Annotated in this window: 15 protein-coding genes; 8 read left to right on the top strand and 7 right to left on the bottom strand. The window is 70.9% G+C overall.

From position 1 onward, the window contains the following. Positions 1-21 precede the first annotated feature (21 nt). Positions 22-411: a hypothetical protein gene (locus tag K8640_RS25125; RefSeq protein ID WP_223749380.1), complete on the bottom strand. Its 390-nt coding sequence runs from the start codon at positions 409-411 to the stop codon at positions 22-24. A 722-nt stretch (positions 412-1,133) separates the two neighbouring features. On the opposite strand from K8640_RS25125, the gene K8640_RS25120 reads away from it, so the two are divergent. Continuing rightward, positions 1,134-2,969, top strand: coding sequence for a putative metal-binding motif-containing protein (locus K8640_RS25120; RefSeq protein ID WP_223749379.1), 1,836 nt, complete (start codon positions 1,134-1,136; stop codon positions 2,967-2,969). Here the strand turns inward: K8640_RS25120 and K8640_RS25115 are convergent. Beyond that, on the bottom strand, positions 2,954-4,273 hold the full coding sequence (locus tag K8640_RS25115) for a chloride channel protein (RefSeq protein WP_223749378.1): 1,320 nt from the start codon (positions 4,271-4,273) through the stop codon (positions 2,954-2,956). The genes K8640_RS25120 and K8640_RS25115 overlap by 16 nt on opposite strands. Positions 4,274-4,493: 220 nt before the next feature. On the opposite strand from K8640_RS25115, the gene K8640_RS25110 reads away from it, so the two are divergent. Beyond that, positions 4,494-5,582: an SGNH/GDSL hydrolase family protein gene (locus K8640_RS25110; protein ID WP_223749377.1), complete on the top strand. Its 1,089-nt coding sequence runs from the start codon at positions 4,494-4,496 to the stop codon at positions 5,580-5,582. A 94-nt stretch (positions 5,583-5,676) separates the two neighbouring features. Here K8640_RS25110 and K8640_RS25105 read toward each other — a convergent pair whose 3' ends face one another. Continuing rightward, positions 5,677-6,582, bottom strand: a complete 906-nt coding sequence (locus K8640_RS25105; protein WP_223749376.1) for a hypothetical protein — start codon at positions 6,580-6,582, stop codon at positions 5,677-5,679. 190 nt (positions 6,583-6,772) lie between these two features. Between K8640_RS25105 and K8640_RS25100 the strand changes: the two genes are divergently transcribed. From K8640_RS25100 to K8640_RS25080, 5 genes are all read left to right on the top strand, one after another. Next, the gene (locus K8640_RS25100; RefSeq protein ID WP_267698721.1) at positions 6,773-7,336 is read left to right on the top strand and encodes a hypothetical protein; all 564 of its coding nucleotides are present in this window, start codon (positions 6,773-6,775) and stop codon (positions 7,334-7,336) included. After that, entirely contained in the window at positions 7,333-8,964 is a 1,632-nt protein-coding gene (lnt, locus tag K8640_RS25095; protein ID WP_223749374.1) for an apolipoprotein N-acyltransferase, read from the top strand. Before K8640_RS25100 ends, lnt begins: the two co-directional genes overlap by 4 nt. Before the next feature lie 154 nt (positions 8,965-9,118). Further along, positions 9,119-10,276 (top strand): bestrophin family protein, encoded by a 1,158-nt coding sequence (locus K8640_RS25090; RefSeq protein WP_223749373.1) that lies wholly within the window; start codon positions 9,119-9,121, stop codon positions 10,274-10,276. 95 nt (positions 10,277-10,371) lie between these two features. Next, a complete protein-coding gene (locus K8640_RS25085; protein WP_143097513.1) occupies positions 10,372-10,785 on the top strand; it encodes a hypothetical protein in 414 nt (137 codons plus the stop codon). A 197-nt stretch (positions 10,786-10,982) separates the two neighbouring features. Further along, a complete protein-coding gene (locus K8640_RS25080) occupies positions 10,983-11,123 on the top strand; it encodes a hypothetical protein (RefSeq protein ID WP_223749372.1) in 141 nt (46 codons plus the stop codon). A gap of 55 nt (positions 11,124-11,178) precedes the next feature. Here the strand turns inward: K8640_RS25080 and K8640_RS43225 are convergent, their stop codons facing one another. Next, entirely contained in the window at positions 11,179-12,705 is a 1,527-nt protein-coding gene (locus tag K8640_RS43225; RefSeq protein ID WP_223749371.1) for a GMC family oxidoreductase, read from the bottom strand. A gap of 168 nt (positions 12,706-12,873) precedes the next feature. Here K8640_RS43225 and K8640_RS25070 point away from each other — a divergent pair, with 168 nt between their 5' ends. After that, on the top strand, positions 12,874-13,770 hold the full coding sequence (locus tag K8640_RS25070; RefSeq protein ID WP_223749370.1) for an alpha/beta hydrolase: 897 nt from the start codon (positions 12,874-12,876) through the stop codon (positions 13,768-13,770). Positions 13,771-13,823: 53 nt separating this feature from the next. Here K8640_RS25070 and K8640_RS25065 read toward each other — a convergent pair whose 3' ends face one another. The 3 genes from K8640_RS25065 to K8640_RS25055 form a co-directional block, all read right to left on the bottom strand. Then, the gene (locus tag K8640_RS25065; RefSeq protein ID WP_223749369.1) at positions 13,824-15,284 is read right to left on the bottom strand and encodes a reverse transcriptase family protein; all 1,461 of its coding nucleotides are present in this window, start codon (positions 15,282-15,284) and stop codon (positions 13,824-13,826) included. A 410-nt stretch (positions 15,285-15,694) separates the two neighbouring features. After that, positions 15,695-17,539: a GNAT family N-acetyltransferase gene (locus K8640_RS43220; protein WP_223749368.1), complete on the bottom strand. Its 1,845-nt coding sequence runs from the start codon at positions 17,537-17,539 to the stop codon at positions 15,695-15,697. Then, positions 17,536-24,066, bottom strand: a complete 6,531-nt coding sequence (locus K8640_RS25055) for a HEAT repeat domain-containing protein (protein ID WP_223749367.1) — start codon at positions 24,064-24,066, stop codon at positions 17,536-17,538. Before K8640_RS25055 ends, K8640_RS43220 begins: the two co-directional genes overlap by 4 nt. Positions 24,067-24,092 lie beyond the last annotated feature (26 nt).

Here is a 24,092-nt window from a genome sequence, read left to right as displayed (position 1 = left end):
TAAGGTGCAGGCATGACCAAGTCATGCCTGTGGGGGGAGTGCCTTGCAGTTGTCCTTTGCGTGTCCGTGGTGCTGCCACTGCACGCCGCCAGGGCTGGTGCCGAGGTCCAACGCCATCTCGCCGAGGCCAAACGCCTCTACGAAGACCTCGAATACGAGGTGGCCCTGGAGCGGCTCCAGTTCGCCGCCCGACTGCCGCTGGACGAGGGCGAGGTGGTTTCCCTCGCGTTGCTGCGAGGCATCATCCGCGCGGACATGGGGAAATGGGAGGAGGCACGGGCGGACTTCCGCTCGGCCCTCCTGACCCGGCCCGACGCACAGCTTCCCTTGCGGGTCTCTCCCAAGGTGTCGCTCGAGTTCGAGACGCAGCGCCAATTGGTGCGTGACGAGCTCGCGCGTGGAGGTCGTCAATCCCCTCTCCGTGAGGATGGAGGCGCCTTGGTTGAGGGGGCCCGTCGCGAGGATGGGACGAAGACCCCTGGCTCAGGCTTGATGCCCCAGGACGATACCTCTGGATCGTCCCAGCCTCCTGCGTGGGCTGGCAGCTCCTCCCCAGAAGTGGAAGGGCAGGGCCTTCGGTTCGCGGGGCGGCGAGTGCCACTCGTGAGCATGGTCCTGTTAGGGGCTGGCGTGGCCGCGGGAGGAGCAGGGGCGGTGTTCGGACTGTCCTCTCGCAGTCAGGTGGAGGATGCGCGTGCCGCACTGGCCTACGCAGACTTGGAGAGACACCACTCACGGGCCCAGGGCAGCGCAACGACAGCAAACGTGCTCTTCGGCACAGCCGCGGCTGCGGCTGTGGGCGCGCTCACGACGTGGCTCTTGCTGGGGGCTACTGAAGACGTCGTGGCGGAAAGAGGTGCACGATGAGCCACCGCGGATTCTGGTGGGGGGCTTGCTTGGTCGTGCTTGGGGGCTGTTCAGTTCCGAGTCTTGAGGAACTCCAGGCGGGCAGGGGCGTCCCGATCACAATCAACTACACGCCGAGCTTCAAGACTGGATGCATTGAGCTGCAGACAGCGGATTCTGCGACCCCATCAAGGTACACGACGGAGACCATCGAAGGGACGAAGCTGGCAAACGGAACATCGCCACGGCAGGTCATGCTCCTTCGAGGGACGGGGTGGAGCCCCCAAATGCAGGTAACCATTCGCGCGCGGGAGCAGAACTGCACGGGAAAGATCGTGGATGAAAAGGTATTACTCGTTCATTCACCAGGAAACGGGTCGCAAGCGACGCTTGAGGTAACGCTCATTGCTCCGGATGAGGATGGTGATGGGTATGTTGCGATTCTAGGTGGAGAGAAGGGCGGTTCGGACTGCGACGACCGTGACAGTGGGCGGAGTCCCGCTCAGGTAGAACTCTGCGACGATAAGGACAACAACTGTAACGGCGTCTCCGACGAGGGTTTCGACAAGAAATGGTATCTGGACGAAGACGGTGACGGCGTGCCGCGCGGGCCAGATTTCGTCTCGTCGTGCACCTCCCCCGGTGCGAAGTACAAACATCATGTCGAGGGGCAACTGTTCGACTGCACGGATACGGGTCCGGACGCGGAGAAGATATTTCCTGGCAACCCGGAGGTGTGTGACAATATCGATAACGATTGTGACGACGTCGTCGACAACGGCTTTGCGCCTCGGGGCGTGGCGTGCAACGCCGAGTGCCAGGGTGTGACGGTTTGTTCAAATGATGGCACAGCCGTCGTTTGTAGCCAAGCGGCTGGACGTTACTACTATCCAGACCGGGATGGTGATGGACAGGGGGACTGGGGTACGCAGTCCACCATAAAGTGTGGACTGGAGCCGCCGGACCCAGGGACTGTGCCCAACGATGATGATTGCGACGACCTGGACCCAGCTGCGCGTACAGGCCTTGCTGAGGTGTGCGACGCGATTGATAACAACTGCGATGGTGTCGTGGATAACGCTGCGCAGGTGTGTGGTGGCACGCTGAAGAATGTGACAGACCACCATGTGACATCCTCGAGCCAGGATTGGAAGACGGTGTCAGTGGGGACGGGCGGTCATGTCTGGGTTGCGGGGCGCGGGGGCAAACTGGCATTGCATAGGCCCGGCGCCCAGAAGTTCGAGGGCTTCAGCTTTGGTGACACCACGGTTCCTCCGACGGATGGAAGCGCTGCGCTGAACCCCAATAACTGTGGCGACCGTAACTGGACGGCGTCCTGGGTGAATGCAGGTGGTGTTGTGTTTCTGGGCGGCGAGGGGGGCTGGCTTGCAATTCACACCGGGGCCTCTAGTTTTAGCTGTGATCCCGGCCAGTTGCCAACGAGTACGGATAACATCACCGGGATGGTGGGGTTTGAGGAGGGTGGTGTGACGACGCTCTACTTGAGCGACACCTCGGGTCGGTTGACCCGGTGGCGGCCAGGTGCTCCAGTCGCGGAGCGATTCACGTCGTTGAACAACAGCGACTCTTCCTACTATGGCTTGCATGCACTGGCGCCTGACTTCGTGCTTGCGGTCGGCGCAGAGCCAGCGGGGTCGAATGTCCAGAGATTCCTCTCCTATAACGTGGACGCGCAAAGCAACGTGTCTACGCCCATCGAACATACGGCCAATCCCAACAACGTTGGTGGCACCGTCCGGTCCGTGTGGATGGGGTCCGATACGAGTGCCTGCGCAGTGGGAGACAACGCGGCGGTGTGGCGCTGGGATGGTGGGACGGCCTGGAACAAGGTGGATGGGCCTGCTGGAGTCGCAGGCCGCTTCAGCGGCGTGGTGATGCGCAATGACACTCAGTCCCTATTGACGGGGCAGTGCTACGTCGTTGGCGGAGACGGCACTTCTCGGTCCAGGGTCCACCGATTGACGCCATACGGCTGGGCCAAGCCCCTCGACATTCAGTCGGCGACAGCAAACGTGGCCCTCAACGACCTCGCCATCACTCCGACTGGAGAAATCTGGATCGTCGGTGAGGACGGCCGCGTCTTCCACTACCCGGAGCCCTGACCCCCAGGCCCACCGTCCCCGGGTCGCTCAGTGACAGGCCCGGGGACCGTGCTCTCCATCTCCCGCAGCGGAACCCACCGTCCAAACCCCGGTCCCCCATCCTTCCGCCGTCCAATCCGCTGCGCCGGGTAAATCCCCCGGTGGCCCGTCAACACATACGCCACCGTCGACACAATCATCACATGGGGCAGCACCCCTGCCCCCACCAGCTCCACGGCCATGATGGACAGCGCCAGGGGCGTATTCGCCGCCGCGGCGAACAGCGCCGCCATGCCCACGGCCGCCCCCAGGTCCACCGGCAAGCCCAGCATCCTCGCGAGCACGTTCCCCAGGCTCGCCCCGATGAAGAACAGCGGCGTCACCTCCCCGCCCAGGAACCCCGTCCCCAGCGTCACCACCGTGAACGCCAGCTTCCACGCGAATGCGGAGACAGGGAGCCCCGGGTCCTCGAACGCCCGAACGATTCCCGGCACCCCCAACCCCAGATACGCATCCGTCCCCACCCACAGCCACAACATCACCACCGCCGTCCCACCCATCGCCATCCGCAACGGCAACCACGGCACCCGCCGCTCCATCACCGCCTTCAACCGGTGCAACCCCTCCACGAACACCACCGCCACCGCCGCCACCCCCACCGCGAACACCAACCACTTCCCAATCACAACCACAGTCAGCGGCAACGCCCCAGGCACCGGATACACCGTGTGCTGAATCCCCAGCCCCCGCGTCACCACATCCCCCACCACCGACGCCACCAGCGCCGGCAGCAGCGCCTCGTACCCGAGCCGCCCCACCACCACGACCTCCAACCCGAACACCGCCCCCGCCACCGGCGTCCCAAACACCGACCCGAATCCCCCCGCAATCCCCGCGGCCAACAGCTCCCGCCGCAAGTCCGCCCCCGCCCGGAACCGGTGCGCCACCCAGTCCGCCAGGCTCCCGCCCATCTGCACCGCCGTCCCCTCCCGCCCCGCGCTCCCGCCGAACAGGTGCGTCAGCACCGTCCCCACCAACACCATCGGCGCCATCCGCAACGGCACCTGCGCATCCCCCGTGTGCACCGTCTCCAACACCAGGTTGTTCCCCCCTCGCACCGGCCCGCCCCACCGCGCATACACCGCCCCCAACACCCACCCCGCCAACGGCAGCGCGTACACCAGCCCCCCGTTCGCCTCCCGAAGCCGCGTCGCCTCCTCCAAGAGCCACAGGAACGCCGCCGACGCCACGCCGCACACCACCCCCACCAGCGCCCCCAGCGCCAACCACTGCCCCAACACCCTCGCTCCCGTCTTCCACCTCACCTGTGCCTTCTCCCGCTGTATTGAAACATCGTGAAACACCGCGTCAAACGTCGCGCCGCGTCAGGAATCAGACACCCCAAGCCCTCGTGGGACAAAGTTTCACGCATTCCTCGAATTCTGACTGAACGCGTTATTCCAGTTTGCGGGTGATTCGCGAATCGACGGCGTGTACGGTTCGGGTTCCCCCTACATCCCCCCGTGGGAAGAGAAGAGAGCGGGCATGTTCTTCCGTCGCAATGGGCTGTCCTTCGCGGTTGCCGTGGCCACCGCAGCGGTGAGTGGTAGCGCCCTGGCGAGCACCATCAACCAGAACACCTCGTGGACCATCGACCGGTCCACGTCCACGACGAAGTATCGCGTCGTGGCGTACGGCGACTCCATCTATGCGGGCTACAACGGTGGCCTGACGGCCGTCGCGCGCCGCGCGGCGCCCGTGGTGCAGGGTGAGTACCTGGCCAAGACGTGGAACGCGGACATCGAGGTCATCCGCCGCACCAAGTCCGGCGCGAAGGCGGACGACATCTACAACAACAAGATTGTCTCCGAGCGCTCGTACATGCAGACGGCCAACACGCGCGCCGTGATGTTCGAGATGTGCGGCAATGACTACCTGCAGGCGCGCAGCGCGTTCTCGGGTCAGTCCGGCACCTGTGACTACAGCGGCCTGGAGGCGGCGCTGGCGGCCTGCACCACGTACACGGAGCGGGCCATGCAGGCCATCAACCAGTACGCGACGTCGGCCAAGGTCAAGATTGTCTCCAACATCTACTACCCCGGCTTCGACGCGGACAACGTGCAGACGTCCTGCCGTGACGCGTCCACGGGCGCCACGGTGAACAAGCAGGTGAAGTTCCTGCCCCTGCTGGCGCGCAGCAACTGGCGCACGTGCAACCTGGCGGCGAAGTACGGCTTCCAGTGCGCGGACTCCTTCGCGGAGATGATGGCCGCGGACTACGACAGCAACGGCGACGGCCAGGTGGACTCGGCCGCCATCCGCTACATCGCGGGTGAGACCGAGGCCGCCTACGTGGCCCGCATCACCGGCGCCCTGCGCTCCACGCTGCGCGACGCGAACACCCACTTCGTCAACTCCAGCACCAGCTACGACTACATCCAGTCGGACAACACCCACCCGACGTACTTCGGCACCACCATCAGCGTGAGCATCTTCTCGGGCTCGGGCTCCGGCACGGGCGCGCCCCAGTTCACCGACACCCAGGTGGTCAACGGCAAGAACCCCGAGTGGAACAAGACCGGCCACGAGCGCATGGGCTGGGAAGGCTCGCGCTTCAACCCCGCGACGCCGTGAGGTCAGCGCCCGCTCCTCGCGGGTGAACCGCTGCATCCCAGGGCCTCCGATGCTCGTCCGAGCGTCGGGGGCCCTCGTCGTTCCAGCCCGGCCCTCACGACAGGAAGCGCAGCGCGGTGAAGGCCATGATGCCGCCGTAGTACACGAGGCGGCAGCACCACTCGACCCCTCGGCGCACGCCGCGCGTCCACGAGGGAAACCACTTCGCCGCCGCCAGCGACAGTCCTTCCGCCACCGCGCGCCAGAAGACGGCGATGAGCAGGAGGCTGAGCGCGATGGGCGCGTAGTAGCGACCGAACGAGCGCAGGTACGCGGTGAGCCCCGACATCTGGTACTCGCCGAACGGACCGCCGAAGGCGATGTACTGGTGCGCCCGGAAGAAGATGCCCGCGGGCACCAGCGGGAACACCACCAGCTTGAGCAGCAGGTGGTACCAGCGCTTCTTCCACAGCTCCCGCCGCGCCCGTCCATAGCGCACCAGCGGATGCGACGCGGCCTCGCCCAGCGAGCCCTCGCGGCGGCCGAGCGCGACGAGCAGCGGCAGCGCGTCCTCGACCTCCAGGCCGTGCCCCAGCGCGCGTCCCGACTTCATGCGCACGACGAGCCCCGGGCCCGGCAGCGGCAGTCTCCACGGGCGCACCGCGTCCACGACCTCGAGCGGAACCTCCAGCCGCGCGCCGTCTCGCAGCGTGAGCGTGAGGCCCGTGGCGCCCATCTCGAGCGTGGCGCGGGCCCGGGCGCGCATCCCCGCGACGAGCACCACCGGGAGCCCACAGCCGAAGGCGAGGCCGAGGAGGAGCGGCTGCGCGGTGAGCGTCTGCGTGCCCTGGAGGATGTCCGACATCAGCCAGGTGGTGAAGACCAGCAGGCAGGTCATCATCACCAGACGCGCCGTCACGGCCACGCCGCGTTGCGCCGTCGTCCAGGCGTGGAGCGTGAAGCGCTCGGGCTCGGCGGTGGGCGTGGGGGAGGGGAGGGCGTCGACGGAGGAGAGGCTCATGGTGCGAGGGGCGCGGGGTCGCCGGGAGGCCGCAAGTGGCCACATTGCCTCGGCGAGAGGCTGTCCGTAGCATACGCAGCGCGGAGGTCTCCCGGCGAGCATGCGGCCGCAGCAACCATCTCCTGAACGCCGTGTCGACCGTGACGGTGTCACCCACGTGGCCGCCTCGCGCCCCTCCTCGGGAGGTGGCGTGGCGAAGTGGCTGGTGGGCGGCGCGCTCGTCTTCACCGTGCTGACCATCGCGGTGAGCCTGTGGTGGAGCTCCTCGGCGGTGGAGGTCGAGGACCCGCCGCCCTTCGTCGAGGCCCCCGCCCCCGTCGCCGAGCCCGCGCCCGTGGTGGCGCGCGCCCCGGTGCCTCGCGCCGCGCCGCGAGCCGTTCCCCAGGTGCCTGTCGCCATGGCCGCGCCCCTCGAAGAAGCGCCGCCGCCCGCGCCGGAGCCCGACATGCCCTCGGAACAGCCCACGGGGCTGCAGCTGTACAAGCGTGGCACCAAGCCCCTCAAGCGCGGGCTCGTCGTGCCGGAGGACTTCGAGCTGCCGCCCGGCTACGTGCGCCACTACCAGTCCACGGACGAGGGTGAGCGCGTCGAGGCCATCCTCATGTTCCATCCGGACCACAAGCCGGTGGACGCGAATGGCCAGCCCATCCCCATTCCGGAGAACCGCGTGGTGCCCGAGGAGCTGGCGCCCCCGGGCATGCCCGTGCGCATGCTGGAGCTGCCGAAGTCCGACGAGTCCAAGGACGCGCCTTGAAGCTCGGCCGTCTGGAGCCCTCGCCCGGAAGACACCTGGCCGACGCGCTGGTCGCCGTCGCGCTCACCACCGTGGCGCTGTGGGCGTTCTCGTCGCTCGTCTCGCCGTGGACCGCGCTGGGCTGGGTGGCCCTGACGTTCTGGTTCGCGGCCGTGGACCGCGCGCGCTCGTCGAAGGAGGCCCTGGCGCTCGGCGCGGGGCTCAGCGTCACGTTCAGCGCCACGGTGTTCCAGTGGTTCCCCGCCGCGCTCCAGGGCTATTCGGGCGCGCCCCTGTGGCTGTGCTGGGGCGCCATGCTGCTGCTGGCGCCCGTGTTCCAGCCCCAGCTCGTGCTCACCGCGCTCGCGCGTCACCTGGCCCGCCGTGCCGTGGGCGAGCGCGCCGCGTGGCTGCCCGCCGTGACGAGCATGCTCGTGTACGTGGGCGTCGAGTGGCTCGCGCCCAAGCTGTTCTCGGACACGCTGGGACAGGGCTTCGTCTACTCGGAGCGACTGCGACAGTTCGGCGATGTGGCGGGCGCGGCGGGGCTCACGCTCGCGCTCCTGGCGGTCAACGAGTGTCTGCTCGGCGCGGTGCGGGTCTTCCGCGCCCGAGGCGTGGCGCGCGCGCTGCGTCCCCTGGGCGCGGCGGTGGTGCTGCTCGTGGGGCTCACGGGCTATGGGGCCCTGCGGCTGGCCCAGGTGCGCGCGGCGACGGACGTGACGCCGGCGCTCGTGGTGGGCGCGGTGCAGGCGAACATCACGAACTACGAGAAGCTCAAGGCGGAGATGGGCGCGTACGAGGTGGTGCGCAGGGTGCTCGACACGCACTACGCGCTGTCGGACGCGCTCCTGCGTGAGGCGCCGCTCGATGTGCTCGTGTGGCCGGAGACGGTGTACCCGACGCCCTTCGGTGTGCCCAAGAGCGAGGCGGGCGCGGAGCTGGACGCGGAGATCTCCGGCTACGTCGCCGCGCGGAACGTGCCGCTCGTGTTCGGCTCGTACGACGTGGAGGACGGCCGCGAGTTCAACGCCGCCATGTTCCTCGCGCCCGCGTCTCGTGAAGGCGGTGCGCCCGAGCGCGCGGTGTATCGCAAGTCGAAGCTCTTCCCGTTGACGGAGTGGGTGCCCGAGTCCATCGACTCGCCCACCTTGCGCGAGTGGCTGCCGTGGACGGGGCGCTGGACGCCGGGCCCGGGGCCCCGGACGCTGCCCCTGCGTCGGCGGGACGGACGCGTGCTGAACGTCGCGCCGCTCATCTGCTACGACACCGTCTTCCCCTCCTACGTCGCCGAGCAGGTGCGCCAGGGCGCGGACCTGCTGCTCACGCTGAGCAATGATTCATGGTTCACCGGCACGCCCGGTCCCCGGATGCACCTGACGCACGCCATCTTCCGCAGCATCGAGACGCGCAGGCCGCAGGTGCGCGTGACGAACTCGGGCGTGTCCGCGCTCATCGATGCGACGGGGGAGGTGCTCTCCGAAATCGGCGACGCACAGCGGGGCACCCAGGTGATGCGGGTGCCCGCGTCGCCCGGCCTGTCCACGCTGGCGCTCGCCTGGGGACACTGGCTGGGTCCCGTCGCCCTGGTGTGCGCGGTGGCGCTGCTCGGCGGCGCGGTGCTGGGGGCTCGCGGCTCCCGGCGCTGACGGCGGACTCTGCTCGCTTGAGGACACTCGGGGCCGGGGTCCGCGCCGCTGCGTGACACATCCGGGTGGCAGGCCGACGGCGCCCGTTGTCGGCACGGGGCGTCGTCACTACACGCTCCGCGCGGCGCAACCTCGTCCTCGGAGTCCTCTCGCGATGATTGTCGGTCGGAGCCTGTCCTGGCGCATCATCCTGCGTTACACGGGCCTCCCCGTCACCGTGCACGTCCTCTTCGCGTTCGCCATCATCGTGGGCTACCGCGTGTACGACGCGTCCTGGATGGCGGTGCCCGCGCTTCCCGTCACGGTGCTCGCGGCGGCGCTCGGCGTGCTGCTCGCCTTCCGCAACAACTCCGCCTACGACCGCTGGTGGGAGGCGCGCACGCTGTGGGGGGGCGTGGTGAACTGGTCGCGCTCCTTCGCCCGACAGGTGCTCACGCTGCTGCCGCGGCCCGGGAGCACGCAGGATGAGCAGCCCCTCTCCGAACTCGAGCTGGCGGCGGTGCCCTCGCCCCTCTTGCGCAGCGCCGTGGACCGTCCCGCCGCCCTGACCGCCGTATCGGGCGCCCGCGCGAGCGACGGTGCCGTGCGCGACAGGTTCGGTCAGGCGCGCATGCCCACCGACGCCAAGGTCTCCCTGGAGAACATCGCCGTCCTCGACAGCCCGCCCGAGGAGCAGCGGGGTGTCATCACCAAGATGGTGGAGAGCATCACCGAGGACTCTCGTGAGCTCATCTACGCGCAGATGGGTTTCGTGCACGCCTTGCGCTGTCACCTGCGCCGCCAGGACCCGTTGCCCGAAATCGTCCGCTTCTTCCGCCCCTCCGTCATCGAGGCCCTGCGCGAGGAGCAGAACGTCCCCTCCGCCATCATCCTGTGGATGGCCACCCGCCTGCGGCGCATCTACGGCCAGGTGTCGGACCCGCAGAAGGTCGTCTTCCTCCACGTCACGATGGACCGCACGCTGTCCGAGATGACGAACCTGCTGGGCGCCTGCGAGCGCATCAAGAACACGCCGCTGCCCCGGCAGTACGACATCCTCCTGTTCGTGATGACGCGCGCCTACCTTGTCCTGCTGCCGCTCGGCGTGGTCGAGGAGCTGGGCTGGCTCACGCCCATCGTCACCGCCATCATCGCGTTCCTCTTCATCGGCCTGGACGCGGTGGGCCGCGACATCGAGACGCCCTTCGAGGACGACGTCAGCGACACGCCGATGACGGCCCTGAGCCGGACCATCGAAATCAACCTGCGGCAGATGCTGGGCGAGACGGAGCTGCCCCAGCCCGTGCAGCCGCAGAAGGGCCTCTTGTACTGAAACGAGCTGCCCGAATGGGGCCTGTGAGGGCGCAACGTCGCACCCCGGGTCCTCGCGTTGCGGCGGACCCACGCGCGGCGTATACCCGGAGCACCGTGTCCGGACTGTCCCGCATCCTCACGCTCGTGTTGCTCGTCGGCTGGCAGGTCCTGGCCAGCGGCGTCGCGGGCCTGGGGCACTACTGCGAGAAGCAGGTCGCGACCCGCGCCACCAAGTGCCGCTGCCACGAGCACGAGAAGGAAGGCGGCCACAAGGCCTCCTCCTCGCCCGACGGGCCGGCGCTGAGCTGGAACTGCTGCGAGGAGCCGCACTGGGACTTGCCCGCGCCCACCGAGGCGGGTGGCTCCAGTGGCGCGCCCTTCGTCGTGGCGCCCCCCGTGCTGCTCCCGGTCGCCTGGGTGTCTCCTCGTCCGCCGGAGTGGGTGCCCCAGCGCTCACTCTCCTGGTGGCAGGTGCCTCCCGCCCAGGGACCCCCTGTCTTCCTCCGCGTCCGCACGCTCCTCATCTGAGCGCTCCGGCGCGCGGTGACGTCGTGTCCTCCCTCGGGAGTCACGCGATGGCCGCCTCGTGCCCGGGTTGCGCGCGTCCGTGGTGTCCACGGACGTCGTGCCGCCCTCGGAGTGTCCCTGAGGAGCCGGGTGCGCGAGTCGTTCGCTCTCTCCGGCATGGCAGTCAGTCGGTCTGAAGAATCCAGAAGAGCGAAGCCATGGACATGATTTGGGAGCTGATGATTGGGACGGTGCTGCTGACGCTTCTCATCGTGGTGATGACACCGGCGATGTGGAGCTCGCGGCTCAGCCTGCGCGAGAAGCCGAAGAAGCCCGAGAGCCAGGGCCCCAAGGACTGAGGCCCGTGAGGAGACACGGCCACCTTCCAACGCGTGGCCGTGTCCTCCGTGCGCGTCAGAGCCTGCCGGCCTTGAGCTCGCCGATCAGGTGCGCGCTGGCTCGCACGGCCAGGGCCATCATCGTCAGCGTGGGGTTCTGCGGTCCCTGCGAGGGGAACGCCGAGCCGTCCATCACGAAGAGGTTGGGCACGTCCCAGCTCTGGTTCCACGCGTTGAGGACCGAGGTGCTCGGGCTGGTCCCCATGCGCGCGGTGCCCACTTCGTGGATGGCCATGCCCGGCGTGGAGAGGGTGTCGTTCACCTTCTCCACCGTGAAGCCCGCCTCCTTCATCATCTCCTGGCAGGCGGCCACGGCGTCCGCGCACATGCGCAGCTCGTTGTCCGAGTGACGGCACTCGATGTGCGCCGCGGGAATCCCCCAGCGGTCCTTCACGGTGGGGCTCAGCGTCACGCGGTTGTGCTCGCGCGGCACCATCTCCCCGAAGGGCACGAAGTGGCACGAGTCCCCGAAGGTGAACACCTGCACGCCATAGCCGCGTGAGAAGCCGTCCGCGGGGGAGGTGACGTTGCGGAACTGGGGGATGTACGCCCAGCTCTGCTCGGCGCGCTGCTCGGAGGCGGGCAGGTTCATCTTCGCCTCGATGCCGAGCAGGTACGTGTGGTCCATCAGGTTGCGGCCCAGTTGCCCCGACGAGTTGGCGAGGCCCTCCGGGAACGCGGCGCTCTTCGAGTGCAGCATGAGGCGCGTCGTCTCGATGGTCCCCGCGGCCAGAATCACCACGCGGCCGTGGGCCTCGTGCGCCTTGCCGGTGTCCGAGTCGATGTACCGCACGCCCGTGACCTTGTTCGTCTTCGGGTCGTGCAGCACCTGGTCCACCACCGCGTGCGTGCGCAGGGTGAGCCGGCCCGTCTTGAGCGCGGCGGGGATGGTGACGGGGGCGCCCGCGGTGCGGCGCACGACGACGCGGCGCTCGGGCCAGCGGCGCTCCACGCGCTCCTTCAGGCGCTGCTCGGCCGGGTTCATCGCGATGGACGCGGCGAAGATGGAGTCGGGCAGCGTGTCCAGCCCGTCCGTGTTGCCGTGGAGGCCCATCCACCGCTCCACCGTCTCGTAGTGCGGCGCCAGGTCCGCCAGCGTCAGCGGCCAGTCCGGGCCCTGGCCGTCGCGCCCGCCTGCTTTGAAGTTGAAGTCCGACAGCCGGTAGAACTGCCGGCCGTGCGCCTTCACCGAGGTGCGTCCGCCCACCTGTCGCGCGCGAATCCACGTGAAGGGCGCGTCCTTCGGCGTGGTGTACGGGTTGTCGACGTCATCCACGAAGGCGTGCGGATGGAAGGGCCACGCGAAGGTGGTGGACTGCACCGACTGGCGCTGCTTGCGCGCGCTGTCCGTCTCCGCCTGGTAGCGGAAGAGCTTCTGGCGGACCCGGTGCATCACCCACAGCAGCTTGTCCGCCTGGTTGCTGCGCCCCGCCTCCAGCACCAGGACGTTCAGCCCCGCCTCGGTGAGCTGCTTGGCCGCCCAGCCACCACACGCGCCGGAGCCCACCACCACCGCATCGAAAGTCTTCTTGGACGTGCTCACAGCGACCCGGCGAGTGCAAAGGGGATGCGCGGCGTGACTCACCGCGAGTTGATTCGGCGCAGTGTAAGCTGTCGCGCGCGAGCTTGACCATTGGACGCCCGCCTGTGTCGCGAGTGACTCGCGTGGGGCTCGGGCGAGCAGCCGGGGGATGCCCGGGGAAGGTGTTGCATGAAGTGGCGGCGAGTCGTGGCGGCGGTGGTGGCGTTGGGGGTGCTCGCGACCCTGGCGCTCTTCGGTCGGGCGCTGCGGCACTCGGAGGCGTACTTCCACTATCCCCGGGTGGCGCCGGAGCGCCCCGCCGACTTCGCGGATGCGCAGGACGTGCGCCTGTTCACCTCGGACGGGCTGGAATTGCGCGGGTGGTACGTGCCCTCGAGGAACCGCGCCGCGGTGGTGATGACGCACGGCCTTTCACAGACACGCGCGGACGTGCTGCCGGAGGCGCGCATCCTGCGGGACGCGGGCTACGGCGTGCTCCTGTTCGACCTGCGCGCGCATGGCGCAAGTCAGGGCGAGACGTCCACGTGGGGGGATTTGGAGCGGCGGGATGTGCGGGCCGCGCTGGAGTTCGTGCGGGCCCGGCCCGACGTGGACCCGGGGAAGGTGGGCGCGCTGGGGTTCTCGATTGGCTCCGCCGCGGTGGCGGAGGTGGCCGCGAAGGACACGGACGTGCGCGCGGTGGTGCTGCTGTCCCCGTTCAACACGCTGTGGCTCGCGGCCGCGTATGACTTCCGGCGCTTCGGTGCCATCACCCAGACGGGCGCGCTGGTGCCGTTCTGGCGGCGCGGCATCCAGCTGGAAGAGGTGCGCACCATCGACGCGGTGGACCACATCCGGCCCAGGCCCCTGTTCATCGTGATGGGGACGGAGGAGTCCGGTCAGCCACTCGCGGATGAGCTGTTCGCCCACGTGCGCGAGTACGCGCGGACGTGGCGCATCCAGGGCGCGGGGCATGGCGGCTTCGCCACCGTGGAGCCGACGGAATATCCCCGCCGGCTGCGCGCCTTCTTCGACGCGGCGCTGCTCGCAGGCGGGGAGGGGAGCGCGGCGAATCCCGCGCCTTGAGCCGACGGGCCCGGAGGTGAATCACCTACCGCCGAGCCCGCGACCCCAGCACTTCAGGGCGCCTTGGGCGCCGCTTCCTTCTCGCGGGCCTCGAGCTGCTCCAGGCTCTTCAGGAAGGCGCGGCCCTTGGTCTCGTCCGTCATGTAGACGAAGGCGGCCATGCCCTTGAGCTGCTCGAGGGACTCACCCTCGCGGCCGGGCTTGCCCTTCTGTCGGTTGTGGATGGCCGCGCGCAGCCGGCGCACGACATCGCGCGGCACGCGGGCGGAGGCCACGCCGTCACGGACCCTGTTCACCACCAAGCCCGTCACCTGCTGACGCGTGCCCTTGCGGCTCACCCGCGTCTTCTCCGGGTGCACGCGGAAGCCCTCGGACTCCACCACGTCCTTCACGCGCGCGAGCAGCACGGCCACCGGCGCACCCTGCGCGCGCCGCGCCTTGGGCTGCTTCGTCTTCGTCCACGAGAACGTCAGGTCGTCCGCGTAGCGCGTGTAGACGAAGCCCAGCTTCTTCGACAGCGCGGACAGGCGCTTGTCGAGCTTGAGGCACAGGGCGTTGGTGATGCCCGGAGACGTAGGCGCACCCTGCGGCAGCGAGCGCGGACCCTTGGCCACGTAGAGCGTCTTGCCGCGGAACTGCACCGCCTCGCGCGGGGCCTCCGTGGACATCAGCGCCAGCAGCGTGGACGTGTTCTCCGGCAGGCCGCCCTTGCGCAACAGGCCCTTCACCCGGCGCCACGTGACGGAGGGGAAGAAGTCCTTCAGGTCCACCTTCACCACGACATCCGCGCTGTGGTGCGCGAGCGCGTTGGTGAGGATGGAGCGCCCCGCGATGAAGCCGTGCGCCGCGCCGTGCACGGGCAGTCGCTCCACCACGTTGGACAGCACCCAGCGCTGCGCTTCCTTCAGCTCCGGCTTGGGGGACGTAATCGTCCGCGTCCCGCCGTCGCGCTTGGGGATGCCCCAGCTGATGTAGTGCGAGCCGGTGTCCACCTCGCGGTGGAACGCGAACCAGCGCAGCTTGGAGACGCTCAGCCCCAGCGCCTTGGCCAGCGCCTCCGCGGAGCCCAGCTCGGGAAGCCCGTTCGCGCGAGCACGCTCCTCACGGTGCGCGATGTCGAACTTGTCGGAGCCGCCTTCCTCCTCCCAGTGGACCCCGGCGCCCAGGTGTCCCACGTGGGTGGCCTTCCAGGCCTCGTGGGCCTGGCGCCCCAGCGCGCGACGCTCGGCCGCCTCGGCCTTCTTCTTCTCCTTCCAGGCCGTCTTCTCCTTTTCCGAGGCGCTGGAGAAGTCGAGCTCGCCCACGGCGAGGCCGCGAGAGACCAGCTGGGCCTGCGCCCATTCCTCGGCGCCGCCAGCCTCGACGATGGCCTTCCAGCGGGTGAGCAGTGCCTCGTGCGCGGCGCGACGGGCCTCGCGTTGGGCGAGCGTGTTGGCGGACGGGGCCTGGGGCGCTGGCGTCGCGACGGCTTGCGGCGCGGCAGCGGGGACGAACGACTCCAGCCTGGCGGTCATGTCAGCACCTTCGAGGGGGCGCGGCGGCTTCGGACGAAGCGGCTGTCATTCGCGAGCAGTCGAGGGAGGCCAGGAAAGCACCACCATCTCACCTGGGGCACGGTAGCCTCACCGGCTCTCCCCTCCCATGCACTACGGCCGGGGTGGGCAAACGGCGGTCGCGTCGTTGGCTCCGCTGCCCACCCCGGCCGTAGTGCATGGGAGGGAGAGAGCCAAGAACAGGCTACCTTGCGGAGAGTGTCCTGCATTCAAACCGGAGCGGCGCAACGCCGCTCCCGCGCTCGAGGCGCTCAGGCTGATGCACTCCAGACCTCTCTCGGCTGCTCGCGCGTGAAGCGCGCTTCATCGTGTCTTCCGTCGCACCTTCCCTGTCGGCCGCTTTTGAAGGCGACCGAGCCGTGGTTGAGGGTTTACACCAATGACGAGGCCGCGTCGATGTAGCCGTCGGCCGAAAGCTTCTCCAGGCGCGTGAAATACGCGGTGCGCGCCTCCACGTCCGTGTCGAACCAGAGCCGCTGGTGACGCGCTTCGCCGGTGCGAAGGCCCCACTCCACGGCGACCACCTGGCCATCCAGGGAAACGCGGTACACCATCTCCTGTCCGCTCTCCGCGTCGCGGCGCACGTACGAGCGCGTCTCGGCGCGGATGTGCTTGCGGCCCTCGGGGGTCTGCCGGAGCGCCTCCTCCTCGGCGCGGCGGCGCGCGTAGACCAGGCGCAGCGCGAGCTGGTGCTCGCACGGACCCTCGCGCATGCCGGAGCGGCGGAAGTGCGGACACCCGCAGGACGCGTCCTTCACGCGGCCTTCCAAATCCAGCGTGAAGCTGGGGAAGAAGCTGCGCACGGCCTCGCGGTCCACCACCTCGCCGTGGATGCGCGTGCCCTCGCCCACCATGTCGTGCACCTTGGTGAGCTTGACCTCGCCGGCACCCGGGCCGCCGTCGCCGAGCAGGCGGTGGGCGCGGGCCTCGCGCTCGCTGCCGAAGCGGATGACCGACTCGTCCACGGGCGTGGCCATCAGCTCGCGCGGACGGTACTTGCCCTGGGCCACGTCGAAGAGGACGCGGCCGCGCAGGCACTCGAGCTGCAACGCGGCGCGCACCTGTTCCTTCGTCGCGCCACCGGCGGCGGCGACCAGGGGCTCGAAGGTCTGCGGACCGTCGGCGCGCAGCTTCCCGCGCAGCTTCTCGGCCAGCCCTTCCGGCACCGCCCGGGGCATGAGCACGTCGAAGGCCGCGGCGGAGGACCAGCCGCTCTCCGTCCAGCCCGTGAGGCCCATGGTCAGCGTGGCCTGGCCCATGTCGATGACCCAGAACACCGGCAGGCCCGGACCCATGAGCTGCAGGCGCACCGACTTCGCATGCGGCAACAGGCGCGCGAGCGCGACCAGCCGCTGGCGGCCGAACGTGCGCACCACCGCGGGCGCGGTGCCGGTGTACTTGCCGCCGTGGCACTCGAGCACCAGCTCCCACGGCTCCAGCACCAGTCGGGGCGGAGCGCCGGGGACCAGCTCGAAGCGCAGCGCGCGCGGGGCCTTCTTCGCCTTGCGGGTGCGCAGCGCGAAGAGGAGGTTGTACAGGTCGATGGGCGCCAGCTCGCACGTGTTGGCGGGCAGCGTCGCGGCGGACTGCACCTGGAGGAAGCCGCGCAGCCACGCGTGCGGCACCTGCACGTTGCGCGGCTCACGGGCCTGCTTGGCGGGCAGCGCGACGTGGGCCTCCAGCGACACCGGCAGGTAGGTGCGCAGCCGGTCCATGCGCGAGAGCAGGTCCGACGGGACGTCCAGGAAGGTGGAGCCGTGCGCGGCCTCGCGGCCCTCGAAGAGGCTGTTGTCCAGGGACAGGCGCGCGTAGGCGCTCTCGTCGCGGGAGAACACCTCCAGCGAGACGCTGTCCGGGTCCACGGTGAGCACCGGGTCCAGCACGGCGTCCTGCTTCTGCTCACCGTCGAGCGCGTTGTCGAGGAAGGCCTTCTGGGCCTCCCAGATCTGCGCGCTCGCCCGCTTCCCCTTCTTCATGAGGTACGCGAGGTACGCGGTGCGGTCCTTGCCCCGGTAGCGCAGGTCGCTCGCGAGGATGCCGAACGTGGCGGTGAGCGCGTCGCGGAACAGGGACGCGTCCTTGAGGCGGCCTCGCACGCCGACGGTGCCGCGCGAGCCCTCCAGGGCCAGGAGCACGCGCGAGGCGTCCGCGTGGGACTCCACGTCGCTCGCGGTGGCGTAGCGAAGCTCGACGGGGTGACGGGTGGCGGTCGTCACGACGGGTTCCCTTCCTTCCGGTGGTTCTTCGCGCGCTCGGCGGCGCGACGTGCACGTTTGTGGGCGCGCCAGGCGGCCTTGCGCAGCTCCACGGACTGAGACTTGTCGAAGGCGGCCGTGTGCAGCAGCTTCGCCGCCTCGTCACCGCCCAGCCGGCCCATGCCGGCCCAGGCTTCCTGCTTCACCTCGGGCTTCGCGCTCTGCGCCAACGCGGCCAGCGGCGCGAGGTTCCCCTGACCCAGCAGCGAAGGCTCGGCCAGGCGACGGCCCTCGGACGTGGCCAGGGCCTCGGCGGGGACCTTCGCGCCCGTGGGCCCCAGGGCCACCGGGTCGAACGGCTTCACCTCCAGCGCCCAGGCCGCGGCCTTCTCGGGGGCCAGTCGCGCCAGTGCATCCGCGGCCGCCGAGCGCACCCGGGCATCCGGGTCCGTCAGCACGCCCTTGAGCACGTCCGCGGAGGCGGCGCGCTCCTTGTCGTTGGACAGCACGGGCGCCGAGGTGTCCTGGCCCTGGAGCTTCAGCGTGGCGCCGGCCGTGCCCAGGCGGGACAGCACGCGGGCCGCCTCCTGACGCACGGTCGCGGGAGCGCCATGCTCACCGGCCTTGAGGATGTCGCGCGCGGAGTCGGCGAGCCCCGCCGTGCCCAGCCGCGAGCCGGCCCACAGGATGCGCTCCCACGCGGAGGCGAGCGCGGTCTTCTTCGGGCCGGGAGGCGTGGCCGCCCAGTCCTTCGCGGTGCGCCGCTCGGAGGTGACCAGCGCGCGGGACAGCGCCGCCAGGTCCACCTGTCCGGAGGCGCGCGCCTCGCCGGTCCACGTGCCAATCAGCAGGGCCGCCTCCTGGCGGGCCTCCGCCTTGTCGTGCTCCAGCAGCGTCACCGTCTCGGGCACCGGCAGCGCGCCGCGCCGCGCGAGTCCCCGACGCAGGCTCAGCCGCAGCTCCTCGTTGGTCAGCGTGGCGAGCCGGGGCACCAGCAGCGCCGGGTCGCCCTCGCGGGACAGGTACGTGACGGCCGGCTCGGAGATGTCCTGGTAGCGGCTGGCCACGGCGAGGAACTCGACGCGGGTGCGCTCCTTCGGGAACAGCTCGTCCAGCGCCTTGCGCGCCTCCTTTCGGAGCAGCTCCGTGGAGTCGTCCAGGATGGTGGCGAGCGTGGTCTCCGCCTCCACGTCCTTGAGCTTGCCCAGCTCCTGCGCCGCCGTGATTCGCACGAGCAGGTGGGTGTCCGTGTCGAGCAGCAGCGCCTCGACCTTCACCCGGGCGCGCTCGCCGCCGATGGCGCGCAGGCCCTTCACGCCCGCCTGCTGGAGCGAGACGTCGGCGCCCTCCACCGCGGCGGCCTCCACCTTCTCCTCGACGCGGCGGCGCTCCTCGCCGTCCGGCAGCCGGCCCGCGAGACGACCCAGGCCCTCCACCGCCGCCCACACCATGCTCGGCTCGGTGGGCGCCTCGGGCGTGCCACCGGCGGCCACCGTCTCCAGCTCGCTCAGCGCCCGCGCGTCACCCAGCGTGCCCAGGGCGAGCAGGGCGCGCTCGCGCTGACCGTCCTCACCGGCGCGCGAGTACAGCAGCAGGGGGCGCAGCGCGCTCACGCCGCGCAGGTGCGCGACACCCTCGGCGGCGGGCAGCATCAGCTCGCGAGCCCCACCGCGCAGCACGTCCTCGAGCGGGCCCACGGGGGCGGCGTGCTCGATGACGCGCTTGGAGTACAGCGACACGGCCTCGGCGCGCACCGTGACGTCCCGGTCGTTGAAGAGGCTCACCAGGACCTCGGACTGGCCGGCCTCGGCGCCGTGCTCCAGCTGGCGCAGGGCCACCTGTCGCACCGCCACGTCCAGGCTCTTCACCGCCTGCCGCAGGAAGCGCAGCGCCAGCGTCGCGTCGCGCTTCTTCACGTCCGCGCCCGCCACCTGCATCGCCGCGGGGACACACGCGACGCGCACCGCGCTGGTGTCGTCCTCCAGCACGCGGCGCGCGAGCACGTCCAGCGCCTCGGGGCGGCGCGTCTGTCCCAGCGCGTCCACCAGCCGCAGCCGCTCGTGCGGGTCCGTGGACACATTCAGCCGCGCGGCCAGGGCGCTCACGGCGGAGGGCGTGGCCAGTCGGGCGAGCGCCTCCACCGCGCGCCTGGCGACGGCGGGCGTCTCCGAGCGCAGGAACGAGGCGAGCACCTCCACCGCGCGCTCGTCGCCGCGCCACGCGAGCAGCTCGGACGCGCGCAGGCGCAGGTCCTCGTGCTCGCTGGACATGGCCCGACCCAGCGCCTCGGTGACGCGCGAATCGTTGGCGCCGGCCAGCCGCTCGATGACGCCGACGCGCAGGTCCGCGTGCTCGCTGCCCAGCGCGGCCAGCAGCGGCTCCAGGCTGCCGGGAGGGCTGAGCTTCTCGAGCAGCTCGAACGCGTAGCGGCGCACGTCCGACAGCGGCGAGTTGAGCGCGGCGGTGATGCGCGGCTTCGCGGCGTCCCCACGCTCGGCCAGCTCGTCCAGCGCGATGCGCGCCACGTCGGGCGACAGCGAGGCCAGGGCCAGCGAGAGCGGCTCGTCGCTGCCCGCGGGGAACAGCTCCTTGAGGCCGGTGAGCGCGGCCTTGCGCACCAGCTGGTGCGGGTCCTCCAGGGCGCGCAGCAGCGCGGCCACGGCGGCGGGCGTGCCCGCGTAGCCCTCCTGGGTGAGCTTCACCACGCGGTCCACGGCGTCGCGACGGACGCGGTGGCCCTCGTCGTCACCGGCGGACACCTGGCGCAGCAGACCCACGTACGCGCCGAAGGCCAGGCGGCGCAGGTGCTGACGCTCGGCGTTCGTGGCCGCCTCGGGCGAGGAGGTCTCCGGCGTGCCGGGCTTCGTGGCGGAGAACAGCCGGCGCAGCCAGCTCTTCGCGGGCGTGGCCTGCACGGGCGACACGTTGGGCGCCGTCTCCGGCTTCCACGGGGCGTCCAGCGAGCTCGGCCGGGCGACCTTCAAGGCCTCGCGGAAGTAGTCGAGCGGCTTGTTGCGAAGCAGCAGCACCTGGGCCGCCGCGTAGCGCTGCTCGGGCTGACCGCTGGAGAGGGCCTCGGCGAGCCCGACCATGCGCCTGGCGCGGTCCTCCTCGGAGGGCCAGTCCTTCATGTCGCCGACCTTGTCGGGCTTCGGCGGCAGCAGTCCCTCGACCAGGTTCGCGCGGTACGCGTCCGTCTCCGTGCGCAGCTCCAGCGCGCGGGCCGCGGCGTAGCGCACCTCGGGACGTCCGCTGGACAGCGCGCTGGCGAGCAGGTCGGGCGGCTCACCGCGACGGGTGGCGCGCAGGTCCCGCGCGAGGACGATGGCGAACACCATCTCCTGCACCTCGCGCGCGCGGTCCTCCAATCCGTGCAGCAGGCCACCGTCGCCCTCGGAGCCCAGGGCCGCGAAGGAGAGGATGGCGCCCAGCCGGATGGGCAGGTGGTCATGGCGCAGGTTGCCGGTGAGCACCGGCAGCGCACGCGCATCACCCAGGCGCGACAGGCCGTCCGCGCCCCACGAGCGCACCGCCACGTTGGCGTGGCTGAGCGCGTCCAGCAGGTAGCCCTCGTCGCCCCGACGGCTGGCGGTGGCGAGGCCGCGCGCGCCCTGCTCCTGCAAGTCCCCCAGCTCGCTCGTCAGCAGCGTGGTGGCGAACCAGGACAGGAGCCGACGCGAACCCAGCGTCGCGAGCGCGCGGGCACCCCGGATGCGCAGCGGGATGAGGAACGCGGGCGGGTACTGCCGCTCCAGCTCCTTGTCCATCAGGTTGCGCATCGGCTCGATGATGTCCTCGGCGCCACGGGGCGCGAGCAGCTCGGACGCGCGCACGCGCACCGGCAGCGAGGCGGAGGACAGGCCCGCGAGCAGCGGCCCGTTCTCGCCCGGAATCAGCTTGTCGAGCGCCTCCAGCGCGGCGACGGCGACGTCCAGTTCCTCATCCTGCACGCGCTTGAGCAGCGGCGAGCGCAGGGGCTCGGCGGGCGCGTGCACGGAGCCCTTCGCGGCCAGCACGCGCAGGGCGGGGTGCGTCGACGCGAGCGCGGCCAGGTGCGGCTCGGGCTTCTCCTTGCCCACCAGCTTCACCCACGCCTCGTACGCGGCGGTGGCGACGCCCACGTCGCGGTCCTCCACGGACTTCTTCAGCCGCTCCTGGGCCCAGCCCTCGGCGCCGCGCTGCGCGAGCACCTCCACCGCGCGGCCACGCAGGTCCGGGAAGCGGCCCGCGAGCGCGCGGTCCAGCGCCTTCTCCGGCACCTTCTCGTTCCACGCCCACAGCGTGCGGAACGCCTCGCCGCGCACCTTGGCGGACTCGTCCTCGAGCGCGTCACCGAGCAGCGGCTCGGCACCTTGCGCCGTGGCGCCCAGCTTCACCAGCCGGTCCAGGCCGCGCACGCGCACGTCCTCGTGACCGGAGCGCAGGGCCGCCTCGGCGGAGGCCAGCGGCGCCTCCGCGTCCAGCGCCACCACGGCGTCGAGCGAGGCCGCGCGCACGTCCGCGTTCTCGTCGTCCAGCATCCACACCAGCCGCTCACGGGCGCGAGCGTCCTGGAGCGCCTGGAGGGCGGCGGCGGCCTGACGGCGGATGGCGGGGTCCGGCTCACGGGAGAGCTGCAACAGCGCGCCCAGCGCCCGGGCATCGCCCAGCTGCGCGAGGCCGCGCGCGCCCCGGACGGCGGTGTCCGGCGTGCGGCAGGCCATGGCGGCCACCAGCGGCTCCAGGTCGCTCTCCGTCAGCGAGGCCCCCACGGCGCCCTGCGCGGGCATCGCGTCGCGCGCGGCCTGCACGTCGGCGTCCGTGAGCGCGGCCGTCTGTCCCTGCCGCGAGCGCTGCGCGAGCCGGCGGGCCACGTCCTTGGTGGAGCGCGCGAAGTCCTCGTCGCGGCCCTCCAGCGCGTGCGCCAGGGCGCGGCGCTCCAGCACGCGGATGGTGAAGGCCACGCGGCGCACGTCCGCGTCGGCGTCATCCAGCGCGCGGGCGACCAGCGGCTGCAACTGGGCGTGGCCCAACAGGCCCGCCCCGGCGATGCGCACCAGCACCTCCACGCGCAGGCGCGGCTGGCCCCGCTCGAAGGCGGCGCGCAGGGGCTCGGTGTCGGCGGGCGCGGAGACCTCGGAGAGGGCGTCCAGCGCGGCCAGCCCCACGGTGGCGTCCGACTCACCCAGCTTGCTGGCGATGAGCGCGGGGACCAGCGGGGACGCGCGGCCCAGCTTCGCCAGGCGCTTGAGACCCGCCACGCGCATGTCCACGAAGCGCGACTCCAGCGCGGCGCGGGGCGCGGCCAGCGGCGACTCCGTCTCCAGCGTGTCGAGGGCCTTGAGGGCCTCCTCGCGCACCTGGGGATGGTCGTCGTCCAGGCGCTCGCGCAGCTTCGGACGGGCGGCGACGCGGCCCTTCTCGCCCAGCTCGCGGGCGGCGAGGCGGCGCACCTCCGCCTCCTTGTCCGTGGAGAGCACCTGGAGCACGAAGTCGAGCGCCTCCGTCTCCTCCAGCGCCACGGCCTCGCGCACGGCGGCCTCGCGCTTGGGGCGCCCCGCCTTCAGCGACTCCGTCAGCACGTCGAGCCCGTGCCGCGACACGGCCTGCCCGTTGGCCGGCTTGCCGTCCGTCTCGATGCCGAAGCGGAAGACGCGCCGGTCCTCGCCCGCCGTGAAGATGGCGCCCAGCGATGTGCGCGCCTCACGCGGGTTGCCGGGCGCCACGAACACCAGCGCGTTCACCGGCTTGCTGCCGCAGTCCAGCGTGCGCGGCTTGCGGCGCTCATCCAGCCGCCACACCTTCACCTTGCCGTCGCTGCCCGCGGACCAGACGCGGTCCCCCGGCTCCTCGTCGTCCTGCGCGGCGGGCGTGGGCGGGAACACCAGCGCGAGCACCGCCCCGGCGTGACCGGAGTCCTTGTCGCCGCGCACCTCGAACTCCACCGCGCCCACCAGGTACCAGAAGCGCACCTTGCCGTCGTCGCCACCGGAGGCGAGCCGGCCGTCGCGCGGCGTGAAGGCCAGCGCGCGCACCGCGCCCTCGTGGCCCGCCATGTCGCGGCGCTCACCCGTGGCCTGGGTGAACGAGCGCACCACCCCGTCGTCACCACCACACGCGACGAACGTCCCGGACGGGTCCACCGCCACCGCGCGCAGGGACTGCGGCGACGCCTTCCACTCGTGCACCTTGCGCGCGCCGTCCCACTCCCACCCGCGCACCACGCCGTCCGCGCCCGCGCTGAACAGCACCTTGCCGTCGGGGCTGGAGACGAGCGCGGTGACGCCGCCCGGGTGCGCGTCGGTGAGGCGCGTCTGCACCTGCCCGTCGGAGACGGTGCCCAGGCACAGCGTTCCGTCGGACAGGGCCGCGGCGAAGCGCTCGCCCGACAGGGCCAGGGCGCTCACGGCGGAGGGGAGCTCACTGCTCCACAGCACCTTGTTGGAGGCCAGCTCGTACGCGGTGAGGCGGCTGGGCGCGGACGCGCGGGCGCCGCCGAGCAGCAGCACGCGGGGGTTCGCCGCGAGCGCGCGGAGCTTTTCGATGTTGCCGATGGCGAGGACGGACATGAAGTTCTTTCCGGGGCGCCCGTCGG

The organism is Myxococcus sp. XM-1-1-1, assembly GCF_020037095.1.
Lineage (GTDB): Bacteria > Myxococcota > Myxococcia > Myxococcales > Myxococcaceae > Myxococcus > Myxococcus fulvus.
This window is presented reverse-complemented; position numbering and strand designations above follow the sequence as displayed.

What these genes read in the sequence shown, in the direction of transcription:
- K8640_RS25120 (WP_223749379.1), top strand. Translation starts at nt 1,134, where the DNA reads ATGCAGGTAACCATTCGCGCGCGGGAGCAGAACTGCACGGGAAAGATC.
- K8640_RS25110 (WP_223749377.1), top strand. Translation starts at nt 4,494, where the DNA reads ATGTTCTTCCGTCGCAATGGGCTGTCCTTCGCGGTTGCCGTGGCCACC.
- K8640_RS25105 (WP_223749376.1), bottom strand. Translation starts at nt 6,582, where the DNA reads ATGAGCCTCTCCTCCGTCGACGCCCTCCCCTCCCCCACGCCCACCGCC.
- K8640_RS25090 (WP_223749373.1), top strand. Translation starts at nt 9,119, where the DNA reads ATGATTGTCGGTCGGAGCCTGTCCTGGCGCATCATCCTGCGTTACACG.
- K8640_RS25080 (WP_223749372.1), top strand. Translation starts at nt 10,983, where the DNA reads ATGGACATGATTTGGGAGCTGATGATTGGGACGGTGCTGCTGACGCTT.
- K8640_RS25070 (WP_223749370.1), top strand. Translation starts at nt 12,874, where the DNA reads ATGAAGTGGCGGCGAGTCGTGGCGGCGGTGGTGGCGTTGGGGGTGCTC.
- K8640_RS25065 (WP_223749369.1), bottom strand. Translation starts at nt 15,284, where the DNA reads ATGACCGCCAGGCTGGAGTCGTTCGTCCCCGCTGCCGCGCCGCAAGCC.
- K8640_RS25055 (WP_223749367.1), bottom strand. Translation starts at nt 24,066, where the DNA reads ATGTCCGTCCTCGCCATCGGCAACATCGAAAAGCTCCGCGCGCTCGCG.